Origin of the sequence: Bacteroides sp. DH3716P, from assembly GCF_025914115.1 — a bacterium.
In the GTDB taxonomy this organism is placed as follows: Bacteria; Bacteroidota; Bacteroidia; order Bacteroidales; family Bacteroidaceae; genus Bacteroides; species Bacteroides ovatus.
The window spans coordinates 1,999,535-2,020,786 of record NZ_CP083673.1; the positions used below are offsets into that span (position 1 = coordinate 1,999,535).

Sequence of the window (21,252 nt, forward strand, 5' to 3'; positions counted from 1 at the left end):
CTTCAAAAGATCGCAGCTTAAAGAAAGTGAACAGATTTGTATAGTGATGAACAAAAAAAGAGGTGCATCGTGCATTACGACACACCTCCCACTTTTTATGTAGAATATATGATCTATCAAACACATAGTATATATACCTAAAACAACAAATACTATAAATATGTATCCGAAAATAAACACCACCTTGCCAGTTGCTTAATCAGAAAAAAGCCACTCCTCAATGACTAAAAGGCAACCGGATTGATGATCCGTTTATTGCTACAGCCTTTATTTTTTATGTCGGCTAGCTCTTTTCTTCCGGATATCTGCTTTCATCTTCGCTGCACCCGAACCATGTTGTCCACGAATATACGTCGCTTTTTTCGCTTTCGTTTTCACCTTTTCCTCTTCTTTGGGCTTATCTTTCTTACCTTTAAAAACGATACCACCCATGATTGCTTCTTCTATACTCATATAATCATTTATTAGTATTCAACATTTCCGATGGCAAAGATAACCCTTTTCTACGGATTTATTTATCTTTGCAAAGTTAACAATCGTAACCACCAATGGCAACAACAATTCTTTCTGCAGAAAAGGACCCGATGGGAGCCGCTATTTCTGACTATTTCAACCATCATAGAGCTGATCGTTTGCGGGTATTTTCTTCTCAATTCGAAGAAGATGAAATTCCCGTCAAAGAACTGTTTCGTAGTATACAGTCTATGCCTATACTAGAGCGTACCGCCCTGCAAATGGCTACTGGACGGATTTTGGATGTAGGTGCCGGAAGTGGTTGCCATGCGCTGGCACTTCAGGAAATGGGAAAAGACGTATGCGCCATTGATATTTCTCCCTTATCTGTCGAAGTAATGAAACAACGCGGAGTGAACGATCCCCGCCTCATCAACCTTTTTGATGAAACATTTTCCGAAACATTCGATACAATCCTAATGCTCATGAATGGTTCCGGAATCATCGGACGGCTGAATAATATGCCCGAATTTTTCCAACGGATGAAACGTATTCTCCACCCCGGTGGATGCATATTTATGGATTCCAGTGATTTGCGTTATCTTTTTGAAGAGGAAGACGGTAGCATAGTCATCGATCTGGCCGGAGATTACTACGGAGAGATCGACTTCCAAATGCAATATAAAGATGTAAAAGGAGACACATTCGACTGGTTATATGTAGATTTCCAGACTCTTAGCTTATATGCTTCCGAATGTGGTTTTAAGGCAGAATTGATAAAAGAAGGAAAGCATTACGATTACCTGGTCAAACTTAGCATTGCTTGAAAATGCATCTTCATATAGTGACGGTATACACTCCGGATAGCGTCACTATATAACCAAAATAGTAACGCCATCACATCAGGATAGCGTTACTATTTTTATATACTCATATATGTTCCGTTGGAAACATCTGATGAAGGCTCTCTTTTATTTCAGCATTTCATTAATTGCCTGCACAAGAGAAGCAAACTCTTCCTCATTATATAAACGAGTTAGCTTTACAATTTTCCCTTCCTTATCAATCAACACGTTTCTCGTTATTCCAGATTCACGTAATGCATACTTCGCAAAGATATCAGCTCCCGGATCCAGTCCTAACGGATAAGTGACTCCGGTAGATTTTGCAAAAGCCAGTACTTTGTCAAGCGGTTCGTCACGGTCAATGCCAATCAGAGCAAAGTCTGCATTATTTTTATGCTTCAACCAAATATCCTTCTCGATAAACGGCATTTCTTTACGGCAAACCCCACACCAGCTTGCAGTGAACTGCAACATGACAACTTTACCACGAAGGGAAGATAAACTCACTTGCTTCCCATCTGTCAAGGTAATTGTGAAATCCGGAGCCATCTCTCCTACCCGAACAATATATCCTGTACTATCTGCCTGAACTGATTTTGCATCCGCAGTTACTTCTACACTATCTGTTGCAACTTCAACATTCGCCGTTCCTTTCTTCTGTCCGGAACAAGCCCATATACCTATGGCTAAAAGCGCCACACTACATACATTCATAATTTTCATTTTCATCTAATCATTGGTAACTTTGCAAATATAAAAAAAGTATGCGATGTATTTGCATTTTTAAAAGAAATTCATATCTTTGCACCCGCAAAAGAAAAACGCCTCTTTAGCTCAGTTGGCCAGAGCACGTGATTTGTAATCTCGGGGTCGTTGGTTCGAATCCGACAAGAGGCTCTCCAGAATGAATGCTGTTTATCACATCAGATAAGCAGCATTTTTTATTAATATCTTCTTTAAGATTTTTGCTTACGAAATACTACCATACCCACAGCCAACAAAATCAAAAGAATTCCAATAGCACTATTCAGGGTAAACAGTTCTTTAAAAACAAAGACACCGATCACAACGGCTGTCAGTGGTTCCATCGCACCTAAAATAGAAGTCAGTGTAGGTCCCGCATACTTAATTGCCCGTACCAAAGTTATATTGGAAATAGCCGTAGCCGGCAATGCAAGTCCTAAAATAATCAGCCATATATAACCGTCTGTCACCAGATGAAGCCCGGAAGTTGCCATAGCTCCTATCAGATAGAAAACAGCTCCCATCCCCATAACATAACATGTCAGTACAGTGGAATTGATTTGAGCGGCTCGTGTTGTTCGAACCCCAATGATGTATCCTCCGTAAGAAAAGACAGAAATACAAGCCGCCACCAATCCTACTATTGTATCACCACTTTTCGCCTCCAACTCTCCCGATGACAGTAAAGCAGCACCAAACAAAGACATTAAAACAGCAAGCATCACCAAAAGAGATTTCTTTTCATGAAAGAAAAACATCATTGCCAATGATACAGCCAACGGATACATAAAATGAATAGTCGATGCTACCCCCGTGGCTATATTCTGATAGGCAATGAGCAAACTGAATGAGGTGGTTGCCCGCAACAAACTTAATAAAAAAACGACTAACAAATCTTTCTTTGCCAGCCGGAAATTACATCCCGAACACCATCCAAACAGTGTCAATACAATAGCAGCCACTCCCCAACGATAAGAAAGCACCTCGAAAGCCGAAAAACCAGCTAACAACAGAGTTATAGAAAAAAACGGAGCCAGCCCAAAAGTGGAGGAGGATACCGCCGCATAAAGTATACCTTTAATACGATTCATCGATATATTCAACTAATTCCAGATATTCACAATGCAAAGATTATAAATATTTCTTTAATGCCACCATTAATTTCATTTTTTCAATCGGCTTAACCAGATATTCATTACAGCCGACCTTTATTGCAGCAATCCGGTCAGAATCGAAAGCATGGGCGGTAAGTGCGACGATAGGTAAGCTAGCATTAAACTTACGTATTTCAGCTGTAACCTTCAATCCATCCAGTACAGGCATTTTCATATCCATCAACAACAAATCGACATGTTGGCTACGCGCTATTTCCACTGCCTTTTGCCCATTCTCCGCATGCAGTAAATCATAATGATCCTTCAGGATAGTAGACACCAGCTGATAATTACTTTGTATATCTTCAGCTATGAGAATTGTTTTCCGACCGGCACTCTTCTCCATCACTTCGTCATTCGCACCAAACTCTCCTCCGGAGATATTCTCTTCTTTCTTCTCTTCTACCATAGAAAGTGTATCGACTTCACAAGGTAAAAATGCCCAAAACAGCGATCCTTCATTGTGTACCGATTCAAAGCCGACTTTACCTCCCATAGCTTCTGCAATTGCCTTGCAAATAGAAAGTCCAAGTCCGGTACCTTGGGCAAACTCATCAAGTTTCTCAAAACGCTGGAATACTTTTCCTTTTTTATCATCAGCTATACCGGTATCTTTCACATAAAAATAGACGCCTCCATCCTTACATGCATATCCCATTTTAATAGAACCTTTTGAAGTATATTTGATAGCATTAGTGACATAATTCGTTATAATTTGTGCCACGCGATTACGGTCCAGAGTTACCCGACAACAGTGATAAGGATTGATTTCAGTTAACACGATATCCGGATTCTTCAGGCGCTGCTTCATGGAAGTAAACATGTTTTCAAAATGTTCGGATAAGTCGAACGGTTCGTATTTCAGTTCTACCGAACCGGCTTCCAGCTTGGATAAATCAAGTATATCATTTATCAGTTTTAGCAATAACTCATTATTACTATTAATAATCTGGATATAGTCCGCCTTTTCTTCTTCTCCGGCATAAGCCATCAACTCCGAAAAACCTACAATAGCATTCAAGGGAGTACGGATTTCATGACTCATATTCGCCAGGAACGCAGATTTCAATTTATCAGACTGCTCTGCCTGATGTTTGGCTTCCTGCAATTCCTTAATCATTTTTTCACGCTCCGTTACATCATCCACGCGAATTACAACACCATCCACAGATCCATCTTCAAGAACTACGGGAGTGGCAAACACTTCAACGGTATGCGCACTGTCCAACGAAAACTTCATCTGTTCCGTCTGTAATGAAACAAAAGCACGTTGCATCACACAATTTTCACAGGGAGAAGTACGATTATATGTACTTTTATAGCAAAGTTCACCTTTTTTGTAGGCTTCAAAAGAAAGACTTTTTGAACATAACGAAATATTTTCCCATTGAACCATATATTCCTTCGTGATGTAGGCCAACCCTGAATTCGTATTGTTAAGAACCAGTTCATTCTGTCGTACCAAAGCGTCCTGTATTTCTTTATTCTTTAGTAAGGTCAATTCAGTCTGCTTATAGGAATCGATATTTTGCGTCATACCGAACAAATACTTATAAGGAGCATCGTTCAAAGTTGTGGTTTCAACAAGGCCACGCGTTTCCCACCATTGATACATGCCATCTCCTTTAAAGTCAATGCGATATTCCACATCCCATACACCGCTTCCTAGTTCTACCGCCTTTTGCAAAGTTTCAGCAAACTTTTGTCGGTCATCAGGATGTACGAGAGTCAGATATTTCTCGACCGAATTAATTTCTGATGCCTTTTTCCCATTTTTATCAAAACCTTCACCGAAACTCACCCTGTTCTTAGCCGGCTCAAAAAACCAGGTGAAGGCATTCATCGCTTCCATAGTGACAGTTAGCAGCTGTGCACGACGCTTCAGTTCATTTTGTAAACTCTGATCCCAGCGGGTATTTAACAGAAAGCGTTTGCCATCATCTTCAATTATACTTTTGCGAACAATAGTATCATAGCTGCGTCCATCCTTCAGTATAATACGTTCCATGCCGAAATAAGGGTTCCCAGTATTGTATACCTCTAAATCAGTCTTCTGAATACGCTCTACTTCTTCTTCACTCAGCACATCATAAGTAGTTTTATCTTCGCTGGTACCAAACATGAGCTTACTCTCTTCATTGCAAAAAACATAGCGGAAATCATTCTCTACATCTTTGATATGAACAGATAACGGAAGATTATTTAATATATTATAGAAGAACTGCTCCTTTTTCTGCACCTCCGTATTATTCTTTCGGGTACCAACATATTTCAATACCTTCTTATTAGAATCAAATTCATAAGGAGCACCGCTTATCGTACAAAATTGCCAGGTTGAGCTATCCGGTAACATAACCCTGCTATCAAAAGAAAAAGAAAAATCTTCCCCATTGCTCATTCTTTCCATTACTTCAGTAACCTGACTACGGTCATCCGGATGCAAAGTCTCCAGATATAGTGCCATACTAACTGGCTTAGACTGATCGTATCCATTCAGCGGTTCATTATCACTATAAAATAATTTGGCCACTGCATCAAATTCCCAAAACATGATGTTGGCTGCCTTCATAGCAAGCTCCGTTTTCCGGCGACTTTGACGGAGTACCTCTTCACTTTTCACCGTTTCTGTAATATCTTCAAAGATAAAAATGTAATTAACAAACTTGCCATCATTGTCATAAAGAGGATTACCATTACATTTCAAATAGCAGGTCCGGGTACGCGTAGAGAAAAAGCGTTTATCGGTTCTCTGTTTATCGAAATCATACAAAAAACTCATCTGTACCGGAACACAACGACGAACTGCTTCCTTCACCACGTCAGGAACCACAGAATTTTCATTTATGTTGAGTTTATTACCAAGAAGCGTTTGCGAGTCAGCGCCAAAAATTCGGCAGAAGCTTTCATTGCATCTTACCAGAGTGCCATCGGCTGTGAAGAAACCTATTCCAACAGGAAGTGAATTAAATACAGTTAGTAATTGTTTGTGTTCCATTTCTTTATCCTTGAATAACTTAGAAATAAATATTTTATCTCCGCACTATGCAAATATATACACTTTTACGATTATAATATGATTTTATAGCGAAAATATTATTGCCAGGTTATAACATACAATAAGGGGCTATCCACGATATTGTGAATAACCCCTATCTCAAATGACATCCCATATATTATCATTTTAAAAAGTACATTTTAATACTCCTCAATGACTGTATTTCCAAAAATATCCTTTTTAATAATTTTCCCATGACCGTTACCATATTCAATTATTTCGTTTCCAAAAATATCTTTTTTAATAGTTGTTCTATTCCCCTTATCATCCTCGATAATAGTATTCCCAAAGATATCTTTTGTAATCGTCTTTCTATTACCTTTGTCATCGCGAATAATAGTATTTCCCAGAATATCTTTCTCTATAGTTTTTCTATTACCCTTATCGTCCCGGATAATGGTATTTCCTAGAAAATCTTCTTCAATAGTCTTTCTATTACCTTTATCATCACGAACAATGAAATTTCCTAAAATATCCTCTTCGATAGTCGTTCTATTGCCTCTATCATCACGGATAATGATGTTCCCCAAAATATCCTTTTCAATAGTCGTTCTATTGCCTTTATCATCACGAATGATGATATTCCCTAAGATATCCTTTTCAATAGTCTTTCTATTACCATTATCATCACGGATGATGATATTACCTAAAATATCCTTTTCAACAGTCTCTCTCCCTTGGTCAACTCCCGAATACTCATAATTATCTTCAACAAGATTTGCACCATAGCCCTTTATTATATAAGGAGCCAAAATAAACTGGGCAACAAACAGGATAAATAAAATCTTTTTCATGGCGTTTTTCTTTTGATTTAGAACAAAAGTAACGCAGGAAAATCAGAATAAATAAGTGAATTCCATAATTGTCAGTAGGGAAAAACCTAAAATAAAAAGGATTAGCGCATGCAGTAACGGTATATCCATAATATACTACCTAATTGGTCCCCAGAATGGTCCCCCCAAAAAGAAATTCCTTGAAAGTACTTGACTTTCAAGGAATTCAAAGTGTTACTTGAGGTTCCTGGCGAACCTCTTTTTCTTTATTTTCCTTATTTATTAGATAAAACATTATTTTTATAATATACTGAAATACAATAAATTATTTATCACACAAAGAAAATAGAATAAAATAAGATAAAAGTTTGTAGTACCAATGTAGTACCAAATCAAAAAGAATCTCTATCTTTGTAGTACCAACTTATAAAAGTAAAAATATGGGTGCAACATTCATTTTGAGAACTGACAAAAGCGAAGGATATGCAACCTTATACGCTCGCATACAAAACAGGGTTCCAAAGATTAACATTCGAGTATCTACCGGATTAGAGGTTGATATAAAAGAGTGGAACAAATCTTTAACAGGAGCCAAAGCTCTAACAGCTTTCAGGACAGGCAAAGGAAAAGAACTTTACCTTAAACTAGACGCTATTTCATCAACGATTGACGCACTAATAAAAAATGGTGTAGCCATAACTTCCGACATGGCTAAAGAGCGTATACATGAAATAGTATATGCTGAACAGATAGCAGCCGAGAAAGAACGAGCAGAAGCCGAAGCTAAAGCCCTAGAAGAAGAACAGGCTACCAACTTCAACGACTTCATAGCACAATTCATTCACGAATGTGAAACCGGAAAACGGAAAAAGAAAGGAGGAACCACAAATATATCTCTTGGAACAATCAAGAGCTACAAAGGCTTTCAATCCCAGTTTAAAGCGTATCAGGAAACAAGGCTAAAGGTTATTGATTTTGAGGACCTGACAATAGAGTTTTATAATGACTTCCGATCATTCCTCACAGATAAGGAATATTCCCCTAATACTATCGCTCGGATGGTGAAGATATGCAAAACGATATGTTATGCAGCCGAGCAGCTTAAACTTATGGATGCGGCAAACGTCCGGTTTGGTTTTGATGTAATCTATAAAGATGTTGATAATGTCTATTTGACTGAAGAACGAATACAGGAACTTTATGAGTACGATTTGTCCAACCGTCCGGCATGGGAAAAGATAAAAGATGTGTTTGTTGTCGGTTGCCTGACCGGGCAACGTGTAAGTGATTATAAGCGCATCAATGCAAAGATGATTGTTACCCTTACCGATGGCAATAAGTACATCAAACTTAAACAGGAAAAGACCGGAAATATCGTTTATATTCCTCTTGATTATCGTGTTGCAACTATCCTTGACAAATATAACGGTACACTTCCCAAAGTCTACGACCAAAAGATAAACGACCATATTAAAGAGATTGGCGAAGCTTTAGGATGGACGGAAATAGTAGAGTTTGACGAACAACGGGGAGCGATGGAGTATACCGCTAAAAAACGTTTCTGCGACCTTCTTAAAACTCATACCTGCCGGAGAAGTTTAGCAACCAATATGTATAAAGCCGGGGCTTCATTAAGTTCTATAATGGCTATCACCGGACACAGCAGCGAGCAGCAACTAAAAACATATCTTAAACTGGATGAATCAGAAAAGAGTATGCTAGCAGCAAAAGAAGATTATTTCACGAAATTACGAATAGCTAAATGAGAATGTGACATTTTAACACCCTCATGAAGCAACAAAAAAATGATTGTTTATTAAAAGTTATGTAAAAATGGAAAATATACGAGCCTTTTATTACGATTTCAGAAACAAACTAATACAGATAAAAATAGATTCAGATATCAGTCCATTAAAGGATTATCAAACTAAATCATATGATATTTATTCAAGCCGCATTATTGATTATGATTTAATGCATAAATCATTAGATAATATAACCAATAAATTATTGAATTTACATTGTAGAGAGGATAGATATATATATGCTAAGCTTCTGATAAACAACAACAATGCTCATAAAACAGTCATTGAAGAACTTATAGACGATAGTTTTAACGACAAAATTGTATTAGGTATTGATTCAGGAATTTATTATATAAAATCAGAAAATGATATCTCTATTGAACTAAAAAACGAAGATTATGAGAATAAACGTTTATCCCATTTTTACAAGGAAGAACTTATTCCGTTTGAAAATATCCTTTTTAATACCCTTTATGATTTCGGTCTTAATATTGAATCTGTAGGTATACAAAGGGAACGTTCAGAAGTTGACCTGACTGATATTATAAAATCCGAAATAGGAAATAGCCCAACTAGAAGTAGGCAATTTACGACTAAAAGACAAACAATGGCAATTGTTGAATTATTATCCAAGTTAGGAATTAACACAGGAAATGTTGATAAAACAGCCATAGCTGGATTTATCCAATTTTTAACAGGTAAACAATCTGAATCACTTCCGCAAAATACAACTGCATATAAGTTGATTGAAAGGAAAGATCCTGATTCTGAAAAAGAAAAAAACAGCTTTAATAATGATTGTGATTTTGTTGCTTCATATTTTGAAAGTGTGGGGCTGATTTCTTTGGCAGATAAAATAAAAAGAGGAAAAGTTTAAGATTCTACTCTAATTTAGGATATGGTTAGGATATCCTAAGCAATAAAACGCAAACAAACTTTGCTCCGTAATCAAAAACGAAAGGTTATGGAGCAATTTATTTCTACCCCTAATTCAATACTTATTCAAGGCGCAACAATGAGTGACCTTGAAAGTATGTTGAGCCGCTTACTTGACAAGAAGTTGGCTGATATAATAGATTCTACTCTCAAAGTAGACGTAAGTCCCAAAGACGGACTTTACAAACGTAAAGTAGCAGCAGAAAAGCTACAAATCTCCCTTGTTACTTTAGATAACTGGACTAAGTTGGGGATTATTAACGCCCGAAAAGTTGGTTCACGTGTATATTACACTGATAGTGATATTAATAACGCCTTGAAAAAGGTATCTAAATCCTAAAGACATGGGAAAGTTAGACATTAACATTACCCAGACGCAACAGATCGTTATGGGCTTCATCTCCCCTATTATTGACGAAATAGTAGACAGAGTATCAGAGAGAGTATTAGCCGCATCAAAGAAAGAACCAAAATTCTACACTCGAAAAGAAGCCGCTGAAATCCTTCATGTCACCTTACCAACATTGGCAAGGATAACAAAAGACGGACTTCTTATCTCCAAGCGTGTAGGTAGTAGAATCCTTTATGAAGCAGACGCTATTGATGAGGCTGTAAAAAAACAGGTCGTATTCAAATATCGGAGGGCATGACTATGAAAGAAAAGAAAAAAGCAGCCTCCACAACTGCCAATCCCCTTAATGACAGGAGCAAAGATAATCATTCCTCACGAATCATCCAACAGGTACGATCTATTTTCTTATCTGGCCGGAAGGTAACAGCAAAAGAAATCAACGCTGAAACAAATTCGAATGATGCCAGACGTGTAATCTCCACCCTCCGCAATGATGAAGGCTGGGATATTAAAGACGTTCGTCTGGACGATAGAAGAAAACTATATTGGTTAGAGCCGGATAAACGGCAAATGTCTATTGATTGGGAGGATGCCTATGGAAAGTAAAAGACAAAGAGATACGTTTATTTTCTATCGCAGTTTCAAAGAGAGCATGAGCGATTTATCGGACGCTGATAAGTTGATTATGTATGAAGCGATAACAGATTACAGCCTCGACATGAAAGAGCCCGAATTAACCGGATTTCCCAAAGCCTTATTTTCGTTAATACGTCCTTTTCTTGACGCTAATACACAACGTTGGAAAAATGGTTGTAAAGGTGGTGCTCCCAAAGGGAATAAAAACAACCGCTTTTCAAAAAGTACAACCGAAGTACAACCGGAAGTTAACCAGAGTACAACCGAAGTACAAGCTAATAAGGATAAGAATGTAAATAAGGATAAGAATAAGGATATTAATAAAGAAAGTACTATCGTATCAAAGAAAGACGAGCTTTCTTTATCATCTCCATCCGAAGAATTTATAAAATTCAATCAATGGCTAGATAAACATTGTCCTTTCGTACTGAAGGTAAAAACGCAAATGACAGAACCGGAATATCAAAAGCTTCTTGCCAAATACACCAAGAAAGAAATTTGCGATGTCCTTGAAAGCTTGAACAACTGGAAAGACTTTCCCAAGAAACGGACTAATGTATATCGTAGCACATTAGACGAATTGAAGAAGAAATTCGGAGAACGATAATTTTAAACTGTTACAACTATGGCAAAGACAGAGAAAATCTTGATAGACAATATATGCCCGCTGCATGATTTGGAATGTGAGAAGGCAGTGTTAGGCACATTAACCAGTCCTGTATTATCCAATGGGGAGATACCGGAGAATCTGACGGAAGATTGTTTCTATGACGAATTTAACCGCAACATATTCCGGGCTATTCTTACAATTATATCCCGTGGAGATCATCCCGAACCAATCGCAATAAAAGGGTGTCTTGATAAAATGGGAATATCTTTCAATGTGGCCGAATTATTAAAACACCTGGATGGCATGACGCTTGATTTCAATCAATACGTAAACCGCTTGTTTGATTTGAGTGTACATCGCAAATTCAGGGAGATAGGTTTGTTTCTTCTGAAACATTCCGCCTCGGAAGAGGAAGATATTGAACAGGTGCAAACAAAAGCCGTCGAATCCCTATCTGGTATGTTCCGGCAATCTTCGGACAACATATACACGCTAAAGGATGGTTTGACAGGAGTACACCAACAAGTGAACCGCAATCTTTCCGGTCAGACATCATTAACCGGAACGCCTACCGGATTCGATCAGTTTGATAGAAGATCAGGAGGATTGCAAAAATCCGATTTGATAATCATTGCGGCAGAGCAAAGCATGGGTAAAACATCCCTGTTAATGTCTATTTTGCGGTTTGCGGCACTTTCAGGTACAAAGAGCATAATCTATTCAATGGAAATGAGAAAAGAGCAAATTGCGTCCCGTTTGGCTTCTATTGAAAGCGGAGTACCGGCAAATCAAATCATGTACTCTCAATTAACAAGCTCCCAGTTAGAAAGCTTTGATAAAGGGTTGGCTAGATTGCTTCATCTTCCGATATATTTCGACGATAACAGTACCAGCAATATAGACAGTATAATAAACTCTATCCGGTACATGAAACGGAAGTATGATATAGACGGTGCGGCTGTTGACTATTTGCAGATTCTCAATGTAAACATGAAGGGAGCCAATAAGGAGCAACAGATGGGCGACGTGGCACGACGCTTGAAAAATCTAGCAAAAGAGCTTGATATCTGGATTATCGCATTATCGCAACTCAACAGAGACAAAGATAACCCGGTTCCCTCTATAGCCCGGTTGAGAGATAGCGGACAAATAGCAGAAGCCGCAGATATGGTTATGTTGATTTATCGTCCGGAAGTGAAAGGCAAATCATACCCAGGAGAGTTTTCCCATGTAGACACCAAAAGTACGGCAATGATAGATGTTGCCAAAGGCCGAAACATCGGGATAATGAAGTTCATTTGCAAGTTCGATGCTCCGACCACTCACTTTTACGACTTACAGGATATACCTATTTCGGCAAATGTTGAACCTGATCCCTTCTAGCTATGGAAATAGAAACAATCTACGGGCAAGTGATAGCGAAAGCAAACAACTATCAAGCCGTACCGGGCAAAGACGGCCAGAAACGGATCATCAAAAACGACCGGATCAGGGAGTATGAGAAATCCTTCTGCCTACAATGCAAGAAGTATCGAGGGAAACGCATTTCCGGTCGTTTCAAGCTATTTATTCGTGTTTGGCATGGGAATATTCGCTTCGACCTGGATAATGCTCTAAAAACGATCCTTGATTGCTTGCAAATGGTTGAGGCTATTACAAACGACAGCCTATGTTTTGAGATTCATGCGGAGAAACGGATAGACCGACGGAATCCGAGAGTAGAGTTTGGTATGGAAGAGATAAACGAGCAAAAAAATATATTCAGCCCAAATAAGACGAACCATACCATTTTTACCTGCTAGATAAGCAAGAGTATAAAAAAGAATAGATTATTATTTTCGTTCACCTAAAAATGAGCGAGAGCAACATTTAAAAGTTATGGAAGCAATTAAAGAATTAGGAAAAGAGTTCATTAAGAACAAAGAGCGATTTATCCAAATCGGATATAATCCCCAAACTGAAGTTTACTTATACAAACGTATATTCCCAGGAGGAGCAATCATTTATGAAGTGTTTAAACGCAAGATAAATAAACGGTTTAACTGTGTTAGCTATCCCGGTAACAATGCCTTTGGTTATTGGGCTTTGACATTCCCCAAATATGAGCAAGCGAGATATTATTTAGATAATGGGTTTATAAAACCTTCGTAGGCTAATTTTAAAAAGAACCATTCAAGTAAACGCCCATCAAGCGAGGAAAAGTATTACCGGATAGGTGTTTGTCTAATCGTTGCAAAAGAATTAGAGAACAAATATTTTATTAACCAATTTAATTTTTTAAGTCATGAAACAAGAAACATTTTTCGGAGTAAGAAAAGATAGTGAAAAACATCTTTATGTGAGAAGAGGTGATAACAACGAGGTCCTTATCACTAAAACAGTAAACGGGGAATCCATAACAGAAGAGAACACCGTACACCTAAATGCGGAAGAAGCCCGTAAACTAGGGATTCAGTTGCTAAAATTAGGTAGTGAAGAACTGCCAAAATCTGGAATAGACCTTAAAACCGAATCTTTCGTGGACAAAATCACGGTATACAGAGGAATAAACCCGGACGAAACACCGGCCAACCTCGCAGTTATCACCATTGATGAAAGCGACGAGGCCAGACAAATAAGGGAAGATAGCGGAGAGGAACCCGGCTTTTCCATTGAAGGGGAAGAACTGGAAAAACTCATTTCCGCACTGGCAAAGATTGTATAACCGATACCGGGTAGGTCTGCTTCGGATGGTCTACCCGGTATAAATAAAAAATATGCTATGACAAGAGATGAATTATATATCAATAACACAAAAGCCGATCTTAATAAGACGGATATTACTTTGAGCTATAAAAGTAACCTGCTAACCGATATTAGTAAAATTGTAAGTAATAGCAGTTATACAATCAGGTTGCCTAAAACAGCAAATAATCTGGCTTTGATTGAGTGCGCACATCTTCCCAGTTCAATAAGCCGTTATCCGTACCTAAAGCATAAAGGTACGTTATTACGGAATGGCATTGAGATAATCAAAGATGCAATTGTAGTATTGCTAGAGATTAATGAATCAATAGAAATAGCTCTTACCTGGGGTAATGTCACTAACTTCGCCAGTGTAGTAAACGATGGCAAGAAGCTAACGGATTTGGAATATGGAACAGTTGAGGGTACAGATTGGGTTGTTTGGGAAAATTGGGGAGAAAATTCGGAAAGATTTCCACGTATTGACTACGGGTTTAACTCTAATGATCCAAACGTTTGGCGTCATCCAGTAGTACCTGTATGGTGGATACTTTATAGGATTCAAGAAGAAAGCGGAGTGACATTTAATTTCCCGTCTGACAAGCTTACTGTTATAAACAAAATGATTATTCCTCTTTTGACAAGGAATGATTCACAACCCCTTTTTGATAAGTTCCCATTTATTATAAAGGCTTCAGGTCTTAGATATGACGGATTTAATTCTTGCGATGTTGTTTTTTCAATCCCAGATGCTACACAACAGAATTATGGAGAGATTCTTTCAGAAAACACTTTCTTGAAATCAAATTATGAAGCTTCACTAATAAGTGGAGAAATATATATTGGAATAAAATATACATATAGTACATCTTCATCCGATTATCCTATAATACTTAACGTATATGAAGATAGCGCAAATACATCTCCTGTAATAAGTAAAACTATATATCCTCAAATAGAACAAAAAGACGGATATAAATCTCTTTATTTTCAATTTAGTTATGAAGTAGATATAAAAGATGGGTATAAATTTGATTTAAGTCTTACTCCAAGACCATCCATAGATCAAAATTCTTGTTTTATTGAATCTGATAGTAATATAAATCTGTATCTAAAGACTAAGGGTGAAATATCTTTTGGTGAGAAATTTCCTCTAGTTCCCAATCTTCCGGACATCAAGCAAATAGACTTCATTAAAGCCGTTGCCTCAATGGTCGGTTTGTTTGCCTTACCGGACGGCGAAAACGGGATCAAGTTTATTCCCTTCGATAATCTGTCTGCAAACAAATCTAAAGCTGTAGACTGGACGAATCGTGTGATAATGGCTTATAATAGCGTAACGCCAAGAAACTTACAGTACACCCTTGATAACATTGCTCAAAACAACTGGTTCCGGTATAAAGAAGATGATAATGTCATGGGAAACTATGACGGAAATATCCAGGTTGATGATGCCACGATTGAGTACGAACGTGATGCCATTACTTTGCCTTTCTCCGCCTGCAGTACAAAAGGAGGCGTTGCTTATATTCCTTTGTATTCCTACAACGATAACGGAGAACTACAGTATAATAAAGCCAATCCCCGAATATTACTTCTTGATGGCACAAAGGGAATATTCAAGGGACTAGAATGGACTACCTTAATTGCAAATAACTATCAGACGTACAAAGGACTAATCAATAATGCAAAGATAGTGACCGAGTATATCCGTCTTAACAGTATCGAGTTACGGGACTTAGAGATGGATATACCGGTTTATTTGGCTCAATATGGTTGTTATCTGGCTATCATAGAGATAAAGACCAAAGAGAACGATATATGCGAGTGTAAACTTTTAAAATTGTAATGACATGGAAGAAAATGTAGAAGAAAAGATTCGGAGTATTACCGAACAGGCCAATCAAACTAGAAAAATGCTTTTAGAAGAGTATTTGGGACATTCTATCTCTATGGAGGAGGCTATAAATATGGAAATACCGGACGAAGCTCTGGATCATCTGGGAGATTTGTAATTTAATGATTAAATATAAAAGACTACTGAAGATATGGCAAAATTTAATGAAGAAACAATTCAAAAGTGCGTTGACTGGGTATGTGAAAACGGACTTATAGATTATGGCGGTGCAAAGCTTATTGACTTCTGTAATGTAATGGGAATCGGAAAGAGTACCTATTACCGATGGATGGAAAATGAAACTTTCGGGAATGCTATAAAAAAGGCGAAAGAAGATTTCAAAAACGGGTTGGAACGCAATGTCGTTTCCTCCCTCGCAAGGTCTGCCATCGGGTATGAATACGAACAGGTTTCTTCTGAATACTACATGGAAGGCAAGAAAAAGAAGTTGAAAAAGGAAGTAAGAAAAAATGTCCGTGTTGAACCTAATGTGGGAGCCGGAATATTCCTTCTCACAAACCTTGCTCCTGACAGATGGAAGAACAAACAGAACACCGAGCATTCCGGAGAAGTTTCTACCGGATTGACCGTTGTAGTCAAGAATCAGGAAGAAGCGGATTTAATCAAACAATTAAAAGAACATTAGTTATGTCTGCACCTAAAGGAAACCAATTTTGGAAGTTGAGAAACAAGCATGGGAGAAGCAAGCGTTTTGCTTCTCCTGAACAGTTGTGGGAAGCAGCCTGTGAGTATTTTGCCTATTGTGACAGGACTCCATGGAAAGCAATCAAGAATAAAACGAAAGGAGAAATAAAGGAAAAAGAAGAAAGCCCTACACAACGTCCTTACTCTCTGACCGGGTTAATGGCTTATTTAGATGTTAGTAAGTCCTTTTGGAACGATTTTAAAAAAGGTAGTCATGAAGATTTTTCCGTAGTCATTACACGCATAGAGAATGTCATCAGGACACAACAATTAGAAGGTGCTATTGTTGGTGCGTTTAATCCCAATATAGTTTCCCGAATTATAGGTCTTTCTGATAAACAAAAGGTAACTCATACCATCAACAGTAAAGAGTTTAAAGGCTTTGATTTCTTACCTTATATTCCCAAAGCAGATGAAAGTATATGAGGTTTTAGCATCAAGCCGCTTTCTACTCGCTACAATGAACAGAAACGGAGTGAGCGCAGATGATATAATGTATCTTGATATGTTCTATGAGTATAGAGATATGCTTGCAGAAGGACGAAAAGAAGCCGAAATTCGGGACTTTCTTTCAAACAAGTATAAGTTATCAGCCTCAACAATAAAAAAGGCTATAAAGCGTTTGAATGAAGAATATAAATTATAGTTTTAATGGTTAAGTATAAACAAAAGCCCCGAACCAATCAAGGAACGGGGTATGTTTAATACATATTTACAACTATTTTGTCGGGAATCAAAGCTGATTTTCCCGTTGCAAAACAAGTTCTTTCACTTCTGGATATAAATCCAATAATTTTTTATCCATTTTATCTATGAACTCATATACTTCCAGAAAATAAATCAAAGCATTTTTCTTTGCAAATTGCTCTTGAGCCAATAAATATAAAAATGGAACTTTGGAGACATCTACAATTTCTTCTTTTATTTTTGTTGGTTCATTCAAGCTACCAGAGTATATAACAGTAGAAGATTCTTTAAATAGTTTTGAATAAGAAGCATGAGAAAAGGTATTTCGGTATATATTTTTTAGCTTTATCAATCTTTCAGCTTCATCTTTGGTTATCAAACCTTTACTTTTACACTTCTTAATATTAGGTTCAATATCCCTATTATCATAGTCCTCAACTTCTTGTTTGAATGTTTCATCTATCCTCTCAGAATCATTAAATCGTCTACCCTGTGAATCCCATGTTATCAATGTTTGTTTCAAACTATTCTCAAATAGGTGATTTGTTAGAGTTATAGCAGCTTGTGCATTACCAATTATCAGACAATCACATATTTCTGATATTATAGATTTGAGTCCATTTAATACATTCAGTTTACCATATTTGATAAATATGAGGGGTCTTGTATAATCATTGACTACAATCCTATTTCTTAGTTCTTCCAAATATTCAGTTGCTTTTGCATCTGAAAATCCTTTGACTGAATACTTAAGATTGATATTCTTATTCATATTTGATTTGCTTTTACATTGACGTCCTTTCCACAATAAAGAACAAAATGGATTACTAACCTCTTCATTATTCTGGTTCGTAACCCTCATAATAATAAGATTGCGTAATACCTTTAAATATAACTTCTCGATCATCTACCTGGTTGGTTAATCCTTGATGTAACAAAGTTCGCAGTTCCAGGTCGTTAATCGGGCTTCTTTCCATAGCTTGCAAATAGAGAACCTTATCCACATTCTGCCAATCAATCACCATGCCAAGACGTTTTTTAAGTATCATATCGAGCCAAATGCGCATAGTACGACCGTTGCCTTCCATAAACGGGTGGGCAATATTCATTTCCACATATTTAGCAATGATTTCCTCAAATTTCGTTTCCGGCATCTTTTCTATTACTGGGAGCATCACATCAAGATACATACAATTAGCAAAACGAAAGTTTCCCTTTACTATATTCAACGTACGCACCTGTCCAGCAAACCTGTACAACCCATCGAACAAATAACGGTGTATGTCACACAATCCTTTTACGGTTCCCACCTCAATACGATCTATATCTCCAGTTTCAAACAAGGCATGAGCTTTTGCAAAGCTCAATTTATCTATTTCATTTGTATTCATACCCTATTGCATTATAGACAAATATCTTTGTAAAGAGGCTATTTCGGCCTCAACAACAAGTTTTTGAAAGGCTTCCGGCTTATTCTCTGTATGAGATTCTTCCAGTGCTTTATAATAACTTATTTTATCCTCATTGCTACCTTTTAAAGTAACCAATGTATACCCATTCCGTAAAAGATAAAGATTCATCAATAAACGTGACGTTCGCCCGTTTCCATCAATAAACGGATGAATACGTACAAGTTCGTCGTGAAGATATGCGGCTATAAGTACCGGATGTACTTTTTCTTCCTCCATCTGCTGGTACTTTATCACAAAATCCTCCATTTGCTTCTGTATTAAATAAGGTTGTGGCGGCATGTGGGTACTACCGGAAATCATAACGGGAACGGTACGATATTTCCCGGCATTTTCACGGTCTATTCCATGCAAGATAAGAGCGTGTATTTCTTTGATAGTACGTTCGCTTATCTCTATATCCTTCTTCGCTATATCTTTGATATAATCAATAGCCTCGCTATGATTGATAGCCTCCAGATGTTCACGCATAGATTTGCCGGATATGGTAACTCCTTCATTTACTACTAGGGCAGTTTCCTGTAATGTAAGGGTATTGCCTTCGATCCGGTTACTTTCGTAAGTATATTCTATATCCAGGGCATCCTGTATCTTTTGCAGCGCATCTTCCGGTAATGGACGTAAAGCGGATAACTCTCCTTTGAGTGTATCGGCTTTATCTAACAACAGTTTTAAATCTTCATTCATGACTATTCTACTTTGATATTATAAAACAATTTCTCCGCTTTCTATTCTATCCAGCAACCGGGACAAGTCCGGCACACTATTTATATTGTAATTGATATCTCTTATGCGGATTACTCCAATAATACCACCGGAAGAAGAAGGTACAAACAGTTCTGTAATGTCAACCTCTAAAGCATTGGCAATCCTTTCCAGTGTTTCGAGAGAAGGTGTAGATTTACCATTAACAATATTACTCATATTTGGCTGGGTTATCCCTATCATTCCTGCAAGTGATACAACGGTCACTTTTTTTTCCTTTAATACATCTTTAATTCTTAGTTCCATATTATATCGTTTTAGATTATAGTACAAACATACTACATTATATCGAACAAAAGTATAAACAAAGGTTAAATATATTCTTATACATGATATTTTTGTGCTATTTATTTTGGTATTATATTTTAATACGATATATTTGCATCGCAATAATAATGCAAAACGATATAAATATATGGCACGTTACGATTTAAGCAAGATAATGAAGAGAGCGCACAACCTTTATAAAAACGCTCATGTAAAGTACCCGACATTTGCCGATGCACTCCGTAAATCTTGGAACATGGCAAAGTTTGAGGTTAGAGTAGCCGAAGAACGCCATGCAATCGAAGCGGAGACTAAAGCACGTGAAGCAAAGGTACGTGAAGAGAACGAGCAAGCCGCCATTAGTTCGGTTCTTCTTCGTGCACAAATCGAAGCCGACCGTATCAGAAGAGAAGCGGAAGCTAAAGCAGAACGCATGAAAGGCGAGATAGCAGCACGCAAAGAGGGCATCTCTTATAATGAGTACCAAAACCGTATTAGCCGTACAATGGGCTACGGGTGTGGTTCTTATTGTGGTGATTGATTATTAACCCGATGGGGTGGTTTCACCCCAACCCCATCATAAAACATATACAATGACAGAAACAAAGGTTTACAAGCTCCATGAGAGCAAGCAAGTAGAGGATATTACCACCATGCTAAAGATAGAGGGATTAAAGCATAATGTATTCGAATACGAAGAGTACACAGCAATAGAAGTGACTGGCACACCATTAGAGATAATAAGAGCCTCCACGATATACCAACAGGTTACAACCATTAAGCTATAACGAGATGGAGATATTGATAGTATTTGGATGCCTATACACTGGCTATAGGATATTTAGGAGAAAGAGAGAACACTTCTTTGATATTTAATCAATTATGAACGCTACACTAATTATTTGTATCATCCTTCTTGCTTTCTGCGTATGGGATGAAATGTTTAACGATAACAACAGAAATCAATCAATATAAATATAACTTTAATAACAATGGAAACATTTGATTTACAAGATTTAATCACAGAGAAAAATGTAGAATTACAAGAGTTCATCAAAGAGCAAATGAGAGTACACCAGCTTAGTAATTTATCAATAGACCAAAGAGAGTTAATGATAGATACTCCAGCAATAAGTACAAAGCAAATGATTGATGCTTATTATTCCACGATCCAGCATGTGGCAGCTCGGCTGATTGAATTAGAAGGCAATAATGAGGCATGGAATAAACATCGAGCCATTATCATGAAGAAGGTAGCAAAGAAAGAAAAGGAATGTAAGAGAATAGAGAAGAAAGCCCGAAAACATGAAAGATATAGCCAGAAACTCACACGAGAGTACAATATAAAATATAACGCTAATATACAACTTTAGAT

Annotated in this window: 28 protein-coding genes and 1 tRNA gene; 20 read left to right on the forward strand and 9 right to left on the reverse strand. The window is 37.4% G+C overall.

Annotated features, from left to right (window positions below; all coding sequences use genetic code 11):
- Positions 1 to 267: 267 nt before the first annotated feature.
- Positions 268 to 453, reverse strand: coding sequence for a hypothetical protein (locus KQP79_RS07140; RefSeq protein ID WP_004300779.1), 186 nt, complete (start codon positions 451 to 453; stop codon positions 268 to 270).
- A 95-nt stretch (positions 454 to 548) separates the two neighbouring features.
- Here KQP79_RS07140 and KQP79_RS07145 point away from each other — a divergent pair, with 95 nt between their 5' ends.
- Positions 549 to 1,280, forward strand: a complete 732-nt coding sequence (locus KQP79_RS07145; RefSeq protein ID WP_022200195.1) for a class I SAM-dependent methyltransferase — start codon at positions 549 to 551, stop codon at positions 1,278 to 1,280.
- Between the two features lie 144 nt (positions 1,281 to 1,424).
- Here the strand turns inward: KQP79_RS07145 and KQP79_RS07150 are convergent, their stop codons facing one another.
- Positions 1,425 to 2,027, reverse strand: coding sequence for a TlpA family protein disulfide reductase (locus tag KQP79_RS07150; protein ID WP_004300781.1), 603 nt, complete (start codon positions 2,025 to 2,027; stop codon positions 1,425 to 1,427).
- A 94-nt stretch (positions 2,028 to 2,121) separates the two neighbouring features.
- On the opposite strand from KQP79_RS07150, the gene KQP79_RS07155 reads away from it, so the two are divergent.
- Positions 2,122 to 2,195, forward strand: a tRNA-Thr gene (locus tag KQP79_RS07155).
- 59 nt (positions 2,196 to 2,254) lie between these two features.
- Here KQP79_RS07155 and KQP79_RS07160 read toward each other — a convergent pair.
- From KQP79_RS07160 to KQP79_RS07170, 3 genes are all read right to left on the reverse strand, one after another.
- Positions 2,255 to 3,133 (reverse strand): DMT family transporter, encoded by an 879-nt coding sequence (locus KQP79_RS07160; protein WP_022200196.1) that lies wholly within the window; start codon positions 3,131 to 3,133, stop codon positions 2,255 to 2,257.
- A 40-nt stretch (positions 3,134 to 3,173) separates the two neighbouring features.
- Positions 3,174 to 6,191 carry a response regulator gene (locus KQP79_RS07165; RefSeq protein ID WP_061447843.1) on the reverse strand — a complete coding sequence of 1,006 codons (3,018 nt, stop codon included), beginning with the start codon at positions 6,189 to 6,191 and terminating at the stop codon, positions 3,174 to 3,176.
- A 200-nt stretch (positions 6,192 to 6,391) separates the two neighbouring features.
- Positions 6,392 to 7,045 (reverse strand): hypothetical protein, encoded by a 654-nt coding sequence (locus KQP79_RS07170; protein WP_004311368.1) that lies wholly within the window; start codon positions 7,043 to 7,045, stop codon positions 6,392 to 6,394.
- A 419-nt stretch (positions 7,046 to 7,464) separates the two neighbouring features.
- Between KQP79_RS07170 and KQP79_RS07175 the strand changes: the two genes are divergently transcribed.
- From KQP79_RS07175 to KQP79_RS07245, 15 genes are all read left to right on the forward strand, one after another.
- Positions 7,465 to 8,790: a tyrosine-type recombinase/integrase gene (locus KQP79_RS07175; RefSeq protein ID WP_118161585.1), complete on the forward strand. Its 1,326-nt coding sequence runs from the start codon at positions 7,465 to 7,467 to the stop codon at positions 8,788 to 8,790.
- A gap of 67 nt (positions 8,791 to 8,857) precedes the next feature.
- Positions 8,858 to 9,706 (forward strand): hypothetical protein, encoded by an 849-nt coding sequence (locus tag KQP79_RS07180; RefSeq protein WP_061447842.1) that lies wholly within the window; start codon positions 8,858 to 8,860, stop codon positions 9,704 to 9,706.
- Positions 9,707 to 9,793: 87 nt separating this feature from the next.
- Positions 9,794 to 10,105 carry a hypothetical protein gene (locus KQP79_RS07185; protein ID WP_061447841.1) on the forward strand — a complete coding sequence of 104 codons (312 nt, stop codon included), beginning with the start codon at positions 9,794 to 9,796 and terminating at the stop codon, positions 10,103 to 10,105.
- Between the two features lie 4 nt (positions 10,106 to 10,109).
- A complete protein-coding gene (locus tag KQP79_RS07190; RefSeq protein ID WP_061447840.1) occupies positions 10,110 to 10,415 on the forward strand; it encodes a helix-turn-helix domain-containing protein in 306 nt (101 codons plus the stop codon).
- A complete protein-coding gene (locus KQP79_RS07195) occupies positions 10,412 to 10,723 on the forward strand; it encodes a hypothetical protein (RefSeq protein ID WP_061447839.1) in 312 nt (103 codons plus the stop codon). The genes KQP79_RS07190 and KQP79_RS07195 overlap by 4 nt, the downstream gene beginning before the upstream one ends.
- The gene (locus KQP79_RS07200; RefSeq protein WP_224262630.1) at positions 10,713 to 11,360 is read left to right on the forward strand and encodes a DUF6291 domain-containing protein; all 648 of its coding nucleotides are present in this window, start codon (positions 10,713 to 10,715) and stop codon (positions 11,358 to 11,360) included. Before KQP79_RS07195 ends, KQP79_RS07200 begins: the two co-directional genes overlap by 11 nt.
- 18 nt (positions 11,361 to 11,378) lie before the next feature.
- Positions 11,379 to 12,746: a replicative DNA helicase gene (locus KQP79_RS07205; protein WP_061447837.1), complete on the forward strand. Its 1,368-nt coding sequence runs from the start codon at positions 11,379 to 11,381 to the stop codon at positions 12,744 to 12,746.
- A gap of 2 nt (positions 12,747 to 12,748) precedes the next feature.
- The gene (locus KQP79_RS07210; RefSeq protein ID WP_118161584.1) at positions 12,749 to 13,165 is read left to right on the forward strand and encodes a RusA family crossover junction endodeoxyribonuclease; all 417 of its coding nucleotides are present in this window, start codon (positions 12,749 to 12,751) and stop codon (positions 13,163 to 13,165) included.
- A 76-nt stretch (positions 13,166 to 13,241) separates the two neighbouring features.
- Positions 13,242 to 13,514: a hypothetical protein gene (locus KQP79_RS07215; protein WP_061447835.1), complete on the forward strand. Its 273-nt coding sequence runs from the start codon at positions 13,242 to 13,244 to the stop codon at positions 13,512 to 13,514.
- Positions 13,515 to 13,647: 133 nt separating this feature from the next.
- The gene (locus KQP79_RS07220) at positions 13,648 to 14,067 is read left to right on the forward strand and encodes a hypothetical protein (RefSeq protein WP_061447834.1); all 420 of its coding nucleotides are present in this window, start codon (positions 13,648 to 13,650) and stop codon (positions 14,065 to 14,067) included.
- 57 nt (positions 14,068 to 14,124) lie between these two features.
- The gene (locus KQP79_RS07225; RefSeq protein WP_061447833.1) at positions 14,125 to 15,936 is read left to right on the forward strand and encodes a hypothetical protein; all 1,812 of its coding nucleotides are present in this window, start codon (positions 14,125 to 14,127) and stop codon (positions 15,934 to 15,936) included.
- Positions 15,937 to 15,940: 4 nt separating this feature from the next.
- Complete coding sequence (locus KQP79_RS07230; RefSeq protein WP_007754900.1) at positions 15,941 to 16,102, forward strand: hypothetical protein; 162 nt, start codon at positions 15,941 to 15,943, stop codon at positions 16,100 to 16,102.
- A gap of 33 nt (positions 16,103 to 16,135) precedes the next feature.
- On the forward strand, positions 16,136 to 16,630 hold the full coding sequence (locus tag KQP79_RS07235) for a hypothetical protein (RefSeq protein ID WP_055237363.1): 495 nt from the start codon (positions 16,136 to 16,138) through the stop codon (positions 16,628 to 16,630).
- A gap of 2 nt (positions 16,631 to 16,632) precedes the next feature.
- Entirely contained in the window at positions 16,633 to 17,115 is a 483-nt protein-coding gene (locus KQP79_RS07240; protein WP_061447832.1) for a DNA-packaging protein, read from the forward strand.
- A complete protein-coding gene (locus KQP79_RS07245; protein ID WP_061447831.1) occupies positions 17,102 to 17,335 on the forward strand; it encodes a hypothetical protein in 234 nt (77 codons plus the stop codon). Before KQP79_RS07240 ends, KQP79_RS07245 begins: the two co-directional genes overlap by 14 nt.
- An 87-nt stretch (positions 17,336 to 17,422) precedes the next feature.
- On the opposite strand, the gene KQP79_RS07250 is transcribed toward KQP79_RS07245, so the two are convergent.
- The 4 genes from KQP79_RS07250 to KQP79_RS07265 form a co-directional block, all read right to left on the reverse strand.
- Entirely contained in the window at positions 17,423 to 18,148 is a 726-nt protein-coding gene (locus KQP79_RS07250) for a hypothetical protein (RefSeq protein WP_061447830.1), read from the reverse strand.
- A 67-nt stretch (positions 18,149 to 18,215) separates the two neighbouring features.
- Positions 18,216 to 18,767: a protein adenylyltransferase Fic gene (gene fic / locus KQP79_RS07255; RefSeq protein ID WP_061447829.1), complete on the reverse strand. Its 552-nt coding sequence runs from the start codon at positions 18,765 to 18,767 to the stop codon at positions 18,216 to 18,218.
- Positions 18,768 to 18,770: 3 nt separating this feature from the next.
- The gene (locus tag KQP79_RS07260) at positions 18,771 to 19,532 is read right to left on the reverse strand and encodes a Fic family protein (RefSeq protein ID WP_061447828.1); all 762 of its coding nucleotides are present in this window, start codon (positions 19,530 to 19,532) and stop codon (positions 18,771 to 18,773) included.
- Positions 19,533 to 19,550: 18 nt separating this feature from the next.
- A complete protein-coding gene (locus KQP79_RS07265; RefSeq protein ID WP_061447827.1) occupies positions 19,551 to 19,856 on the reverse strand; it encodes a helix-turn-helix domain-containing protein in 306 nt (101 codons plus the stop codon).
- 169 nt (positions 19,857 to 20,025) lie between these two features.
- On the opposite strand from KQP79_RS07265, the gene KQP79_RS07270 reads away from it, so the two are divergent.
- The 3 genes from KQP79_RS07270 (at position 20,026) to KQP79_RS07280 (ending at position 21,250) form a co-directional block, all read left to right on the forward strand.
- Positions 20,026 to 20,418: a hypothetical protein gene (locus tag KQP79_RS07270; protein WP_224262629.1), complete on the forward strand. Its 393-nt coding sequence runs from the start codon at positions 20,026 to 20,028 to the stop codon at positions 20,416 to 20,418.
- A gap of 52 nt (positions 20,419 to 20,470) precedes the next feature.
- Complete coding sequence (locus KQP79_RS07275; RefSeq protein WP_055236450.1) at positions 20,471 to 20,665, forward strand: hypothetical protein; 195 nt, start codon at positions 20,471 to 20,473, stop codon at positions 20,663 to 20,665.
- A gap of 204 nt (positions 20,666 to 20,869) precedes the next feature.
- Positions 20,870 to 21,250, forward strand: coding sequence for a hypothetical protein (locus KQP79_RS07280; RefSeq protein WP_061447825.1), 381 nt, complete (start codon positions 20,870 to 20,872; stop codon positions 21,248 to 21,250).
- Positions 21,251 to 21,252: the final 2 nt, after the last annotated feature.

What these genes read in the sequence shown, in the direction of transcription:
- KQP79_RS07140 (WP_004300779.1), bottom strand. Translation starts at nt 453, where the DNA reads ATGAGTATAGAAGAAGCAATCATGGGTGGTATCGTTTTTAAAGGTAAG.
- KQP79_RS07145 (WP_022200195.1), top strand. Translation starts at nt 549, where the DNA reads ATGGCAACAACAATTCTTTCTGCAGAAAAGGACCCGATGGGAGCCGCT.
- KQP79_RS07150 (WP_004300781.1), bottom strand. Translation starts at nt 2,027, where the DNA reads ATGAAAATGAAAATTATGAATGTATGTAGTGTGGCGCTTTTAGCCATA.
- KQP79_RS07160 (WP_022200196.1), bottom strand. Translation starts at nt 3,133, where the DNA reads ATGAATCGTATTAAAGGTATACTTTATGCGGCGGTATCCTCCTCCACT.
- KQP79_RS07165 (WP_061447843.1), bottom strand. Translation starts at nt 6,191, where the DNA reads ATGGAACACAAACAATTACTAACTGTATTTAATTCACTTCCTGTTGGA.
- KQP79_RS07170 (WP_004311368.1), bottom strand. Translation starts at nt 7,045, where the DNA reads ATGAAAAAGATTTTATTTATCCTGTTTGTTGCCCAGTTTATTTTGGCT.
- KQP79_RS07175 (WP_118161585.1), top strand. Translation starts at nt 7,465, where the DNA reads ATGGGTGCAACATTCATTTTGAGAACTGACAAAAGCGAAGGATATGCA.
- KQP79_RS07180 (WP_061447842.1), top strand. Translation starts at nt 8,858, where the DNA reads ATGGAAAATATACGAGCCTTTTATTACGATTTCAGAAACAAACTAATA.
- KQP79_RS07185 (WP_061447841.1), top strand. Translation starts at nt 9,794, where the DNA reads ATGGAGCAATTTATTTCTACCCCTAATTCAATACTTATTCAAGGCGCA.
- KQP79_RS07190 (WP_061447840.1), top strand. Translation starts at nt 10,110, where the DNA reads ATGGGAAAGTTAGACATTAACATTACCCAGACGCAACAGATCGTTATG.
- KQP79_RS07195 (WP_061447839.1), top strand. Translation starts at nt 10,412, where the DNA reads ATGACTATGAAAGAAAAGAAAAAAGCAGCCTCCACAACTGCCAATCCC.
- KQP79_RS07200 (WP_224262630.1), top strand. Translation starts at nt 10,713, where the DNA reads ATGGAAAGTAAAAGACAAAGAGATACGTTTATTTTCTATCGCAGTTTC.
- KQP79_RS07205 (WP_061447837.1), top strand. Translation starts at nt 11,379, where the DNA reads ATGGCAAAGACAGAGAAAATCTTGATAGACAATATATGCCCGCTGCAT.
- KQP79_RS07210 (WP_118161584.1), top strand. Translation starts at nt 12,749, where the DNA reads ATGGAAATAGAAACAATCTACGGGCAAGTGATAGCGAAAGCAAACAAC.
- KQP79_RS07215 (WP_061447835.1), top strand. Translation starts at nt 13,242, where the DNA reads ATGGAAGCAATTAAAGAATTAGGAAAAGAGTTCATTAAGAACAAAGAG.
- KQP79_RS07220 (WP_061447834.1), top strand. Translation starts at nt 13,648, where the DNA reads ATGAAACAAGAAACATTTTTCGGAGTAAGAAAAGATAGTGAAAAACAT.
- KQP79_RS07225 (WP_061447833.1), top strand. Translation starts at nt 14,125, where the DNA reads ATGACAAGAGATGAATTATATATCAATAACACAAAAGCCGATCTTAAT.
- KQP79_RS07230 (WP_007754900.1), top strand. Translation starts at nt 15,941, where the DNA reads ATGGAAGAAAATGTAGAAGAAAAGATTCGGAGTATTACCGAACAGGCC.
- KQP79_RS07235 (WP_055237363.1), top strand. Translation starts at nt 16,136, where the DNA reads ATGGCAAAATTTAATGAAGAAACAATTCAAAAGTGCGTTGACTGGGTA.
- KQP79_RS07240 (WP_061447832.1), top strand. Translation starts at nt 16,633, where the DNA reads ATGTCTGCACCTAAAGGAAACCAATTTTGGAAGTTGAGAAACAAGCAT.
- KQP79_RS07245 (WP_061447831.1), top strand. Translation starts at nt 17,102, where the DNA reads ATGAAAGTATATGAGGTTTTAGCATCAAGCCGCTTTCTACTCGCTACA.
- KQP79_RS07250 (WP_061447830.1), bottom strand. Translation starts at nt 18,148, where the DNA reads ATGAATAAGAATATCAATCTTAAGTATTCAGTCAAAGGATTTTCAGAT.
- fic (WP_061447829.1), bottom strand. Translation starts at nt 18,767, where the DNA reads ATGAATACAAATGAAATAGATAAATTGAGCTTTGCAAAAGCTCATGCC.
- KQP79_RS07260 (WP_061447828.1), bottom strand. Translation starts at nt 19,532, where the DNA reads ATGAATGAAGATTTAAAACTGTTGTTAGATAAAGCCGATACACTCAAA.
- KQP79_RS07265 (WP_061447827.1), bottom strand. Translation starts at nt 19,856, where the DNA reads ATGGAACTAAGAATTAAAGATGTATTAAAGGAAAAAAAAGTGACCGTT.
- KQP79_RS07270 (WP_224262629.1), top strand. Translation starts at nt 20,026, where the DNA reads ATGGCACGTTACGATTTAAGCAAGATAATGAAGAGAGCGCACAACCTT.
- KQP79_RS07275 (WP_055236450.1), top strand. Translation starts at nt 20,471, where the DNA reads ATGACAGAAACAAAGGTTTACAAGCTCCATGAGAGCAAGCAAGTAGAG.
- KQP79_RS07280 (WP_061447825.1), top strand. Translation starts at nt 20,870, where the DNA reads ATGGAAACATTTGATTTACAAGATTTAATCACAGAGAAAAATGTAGAA.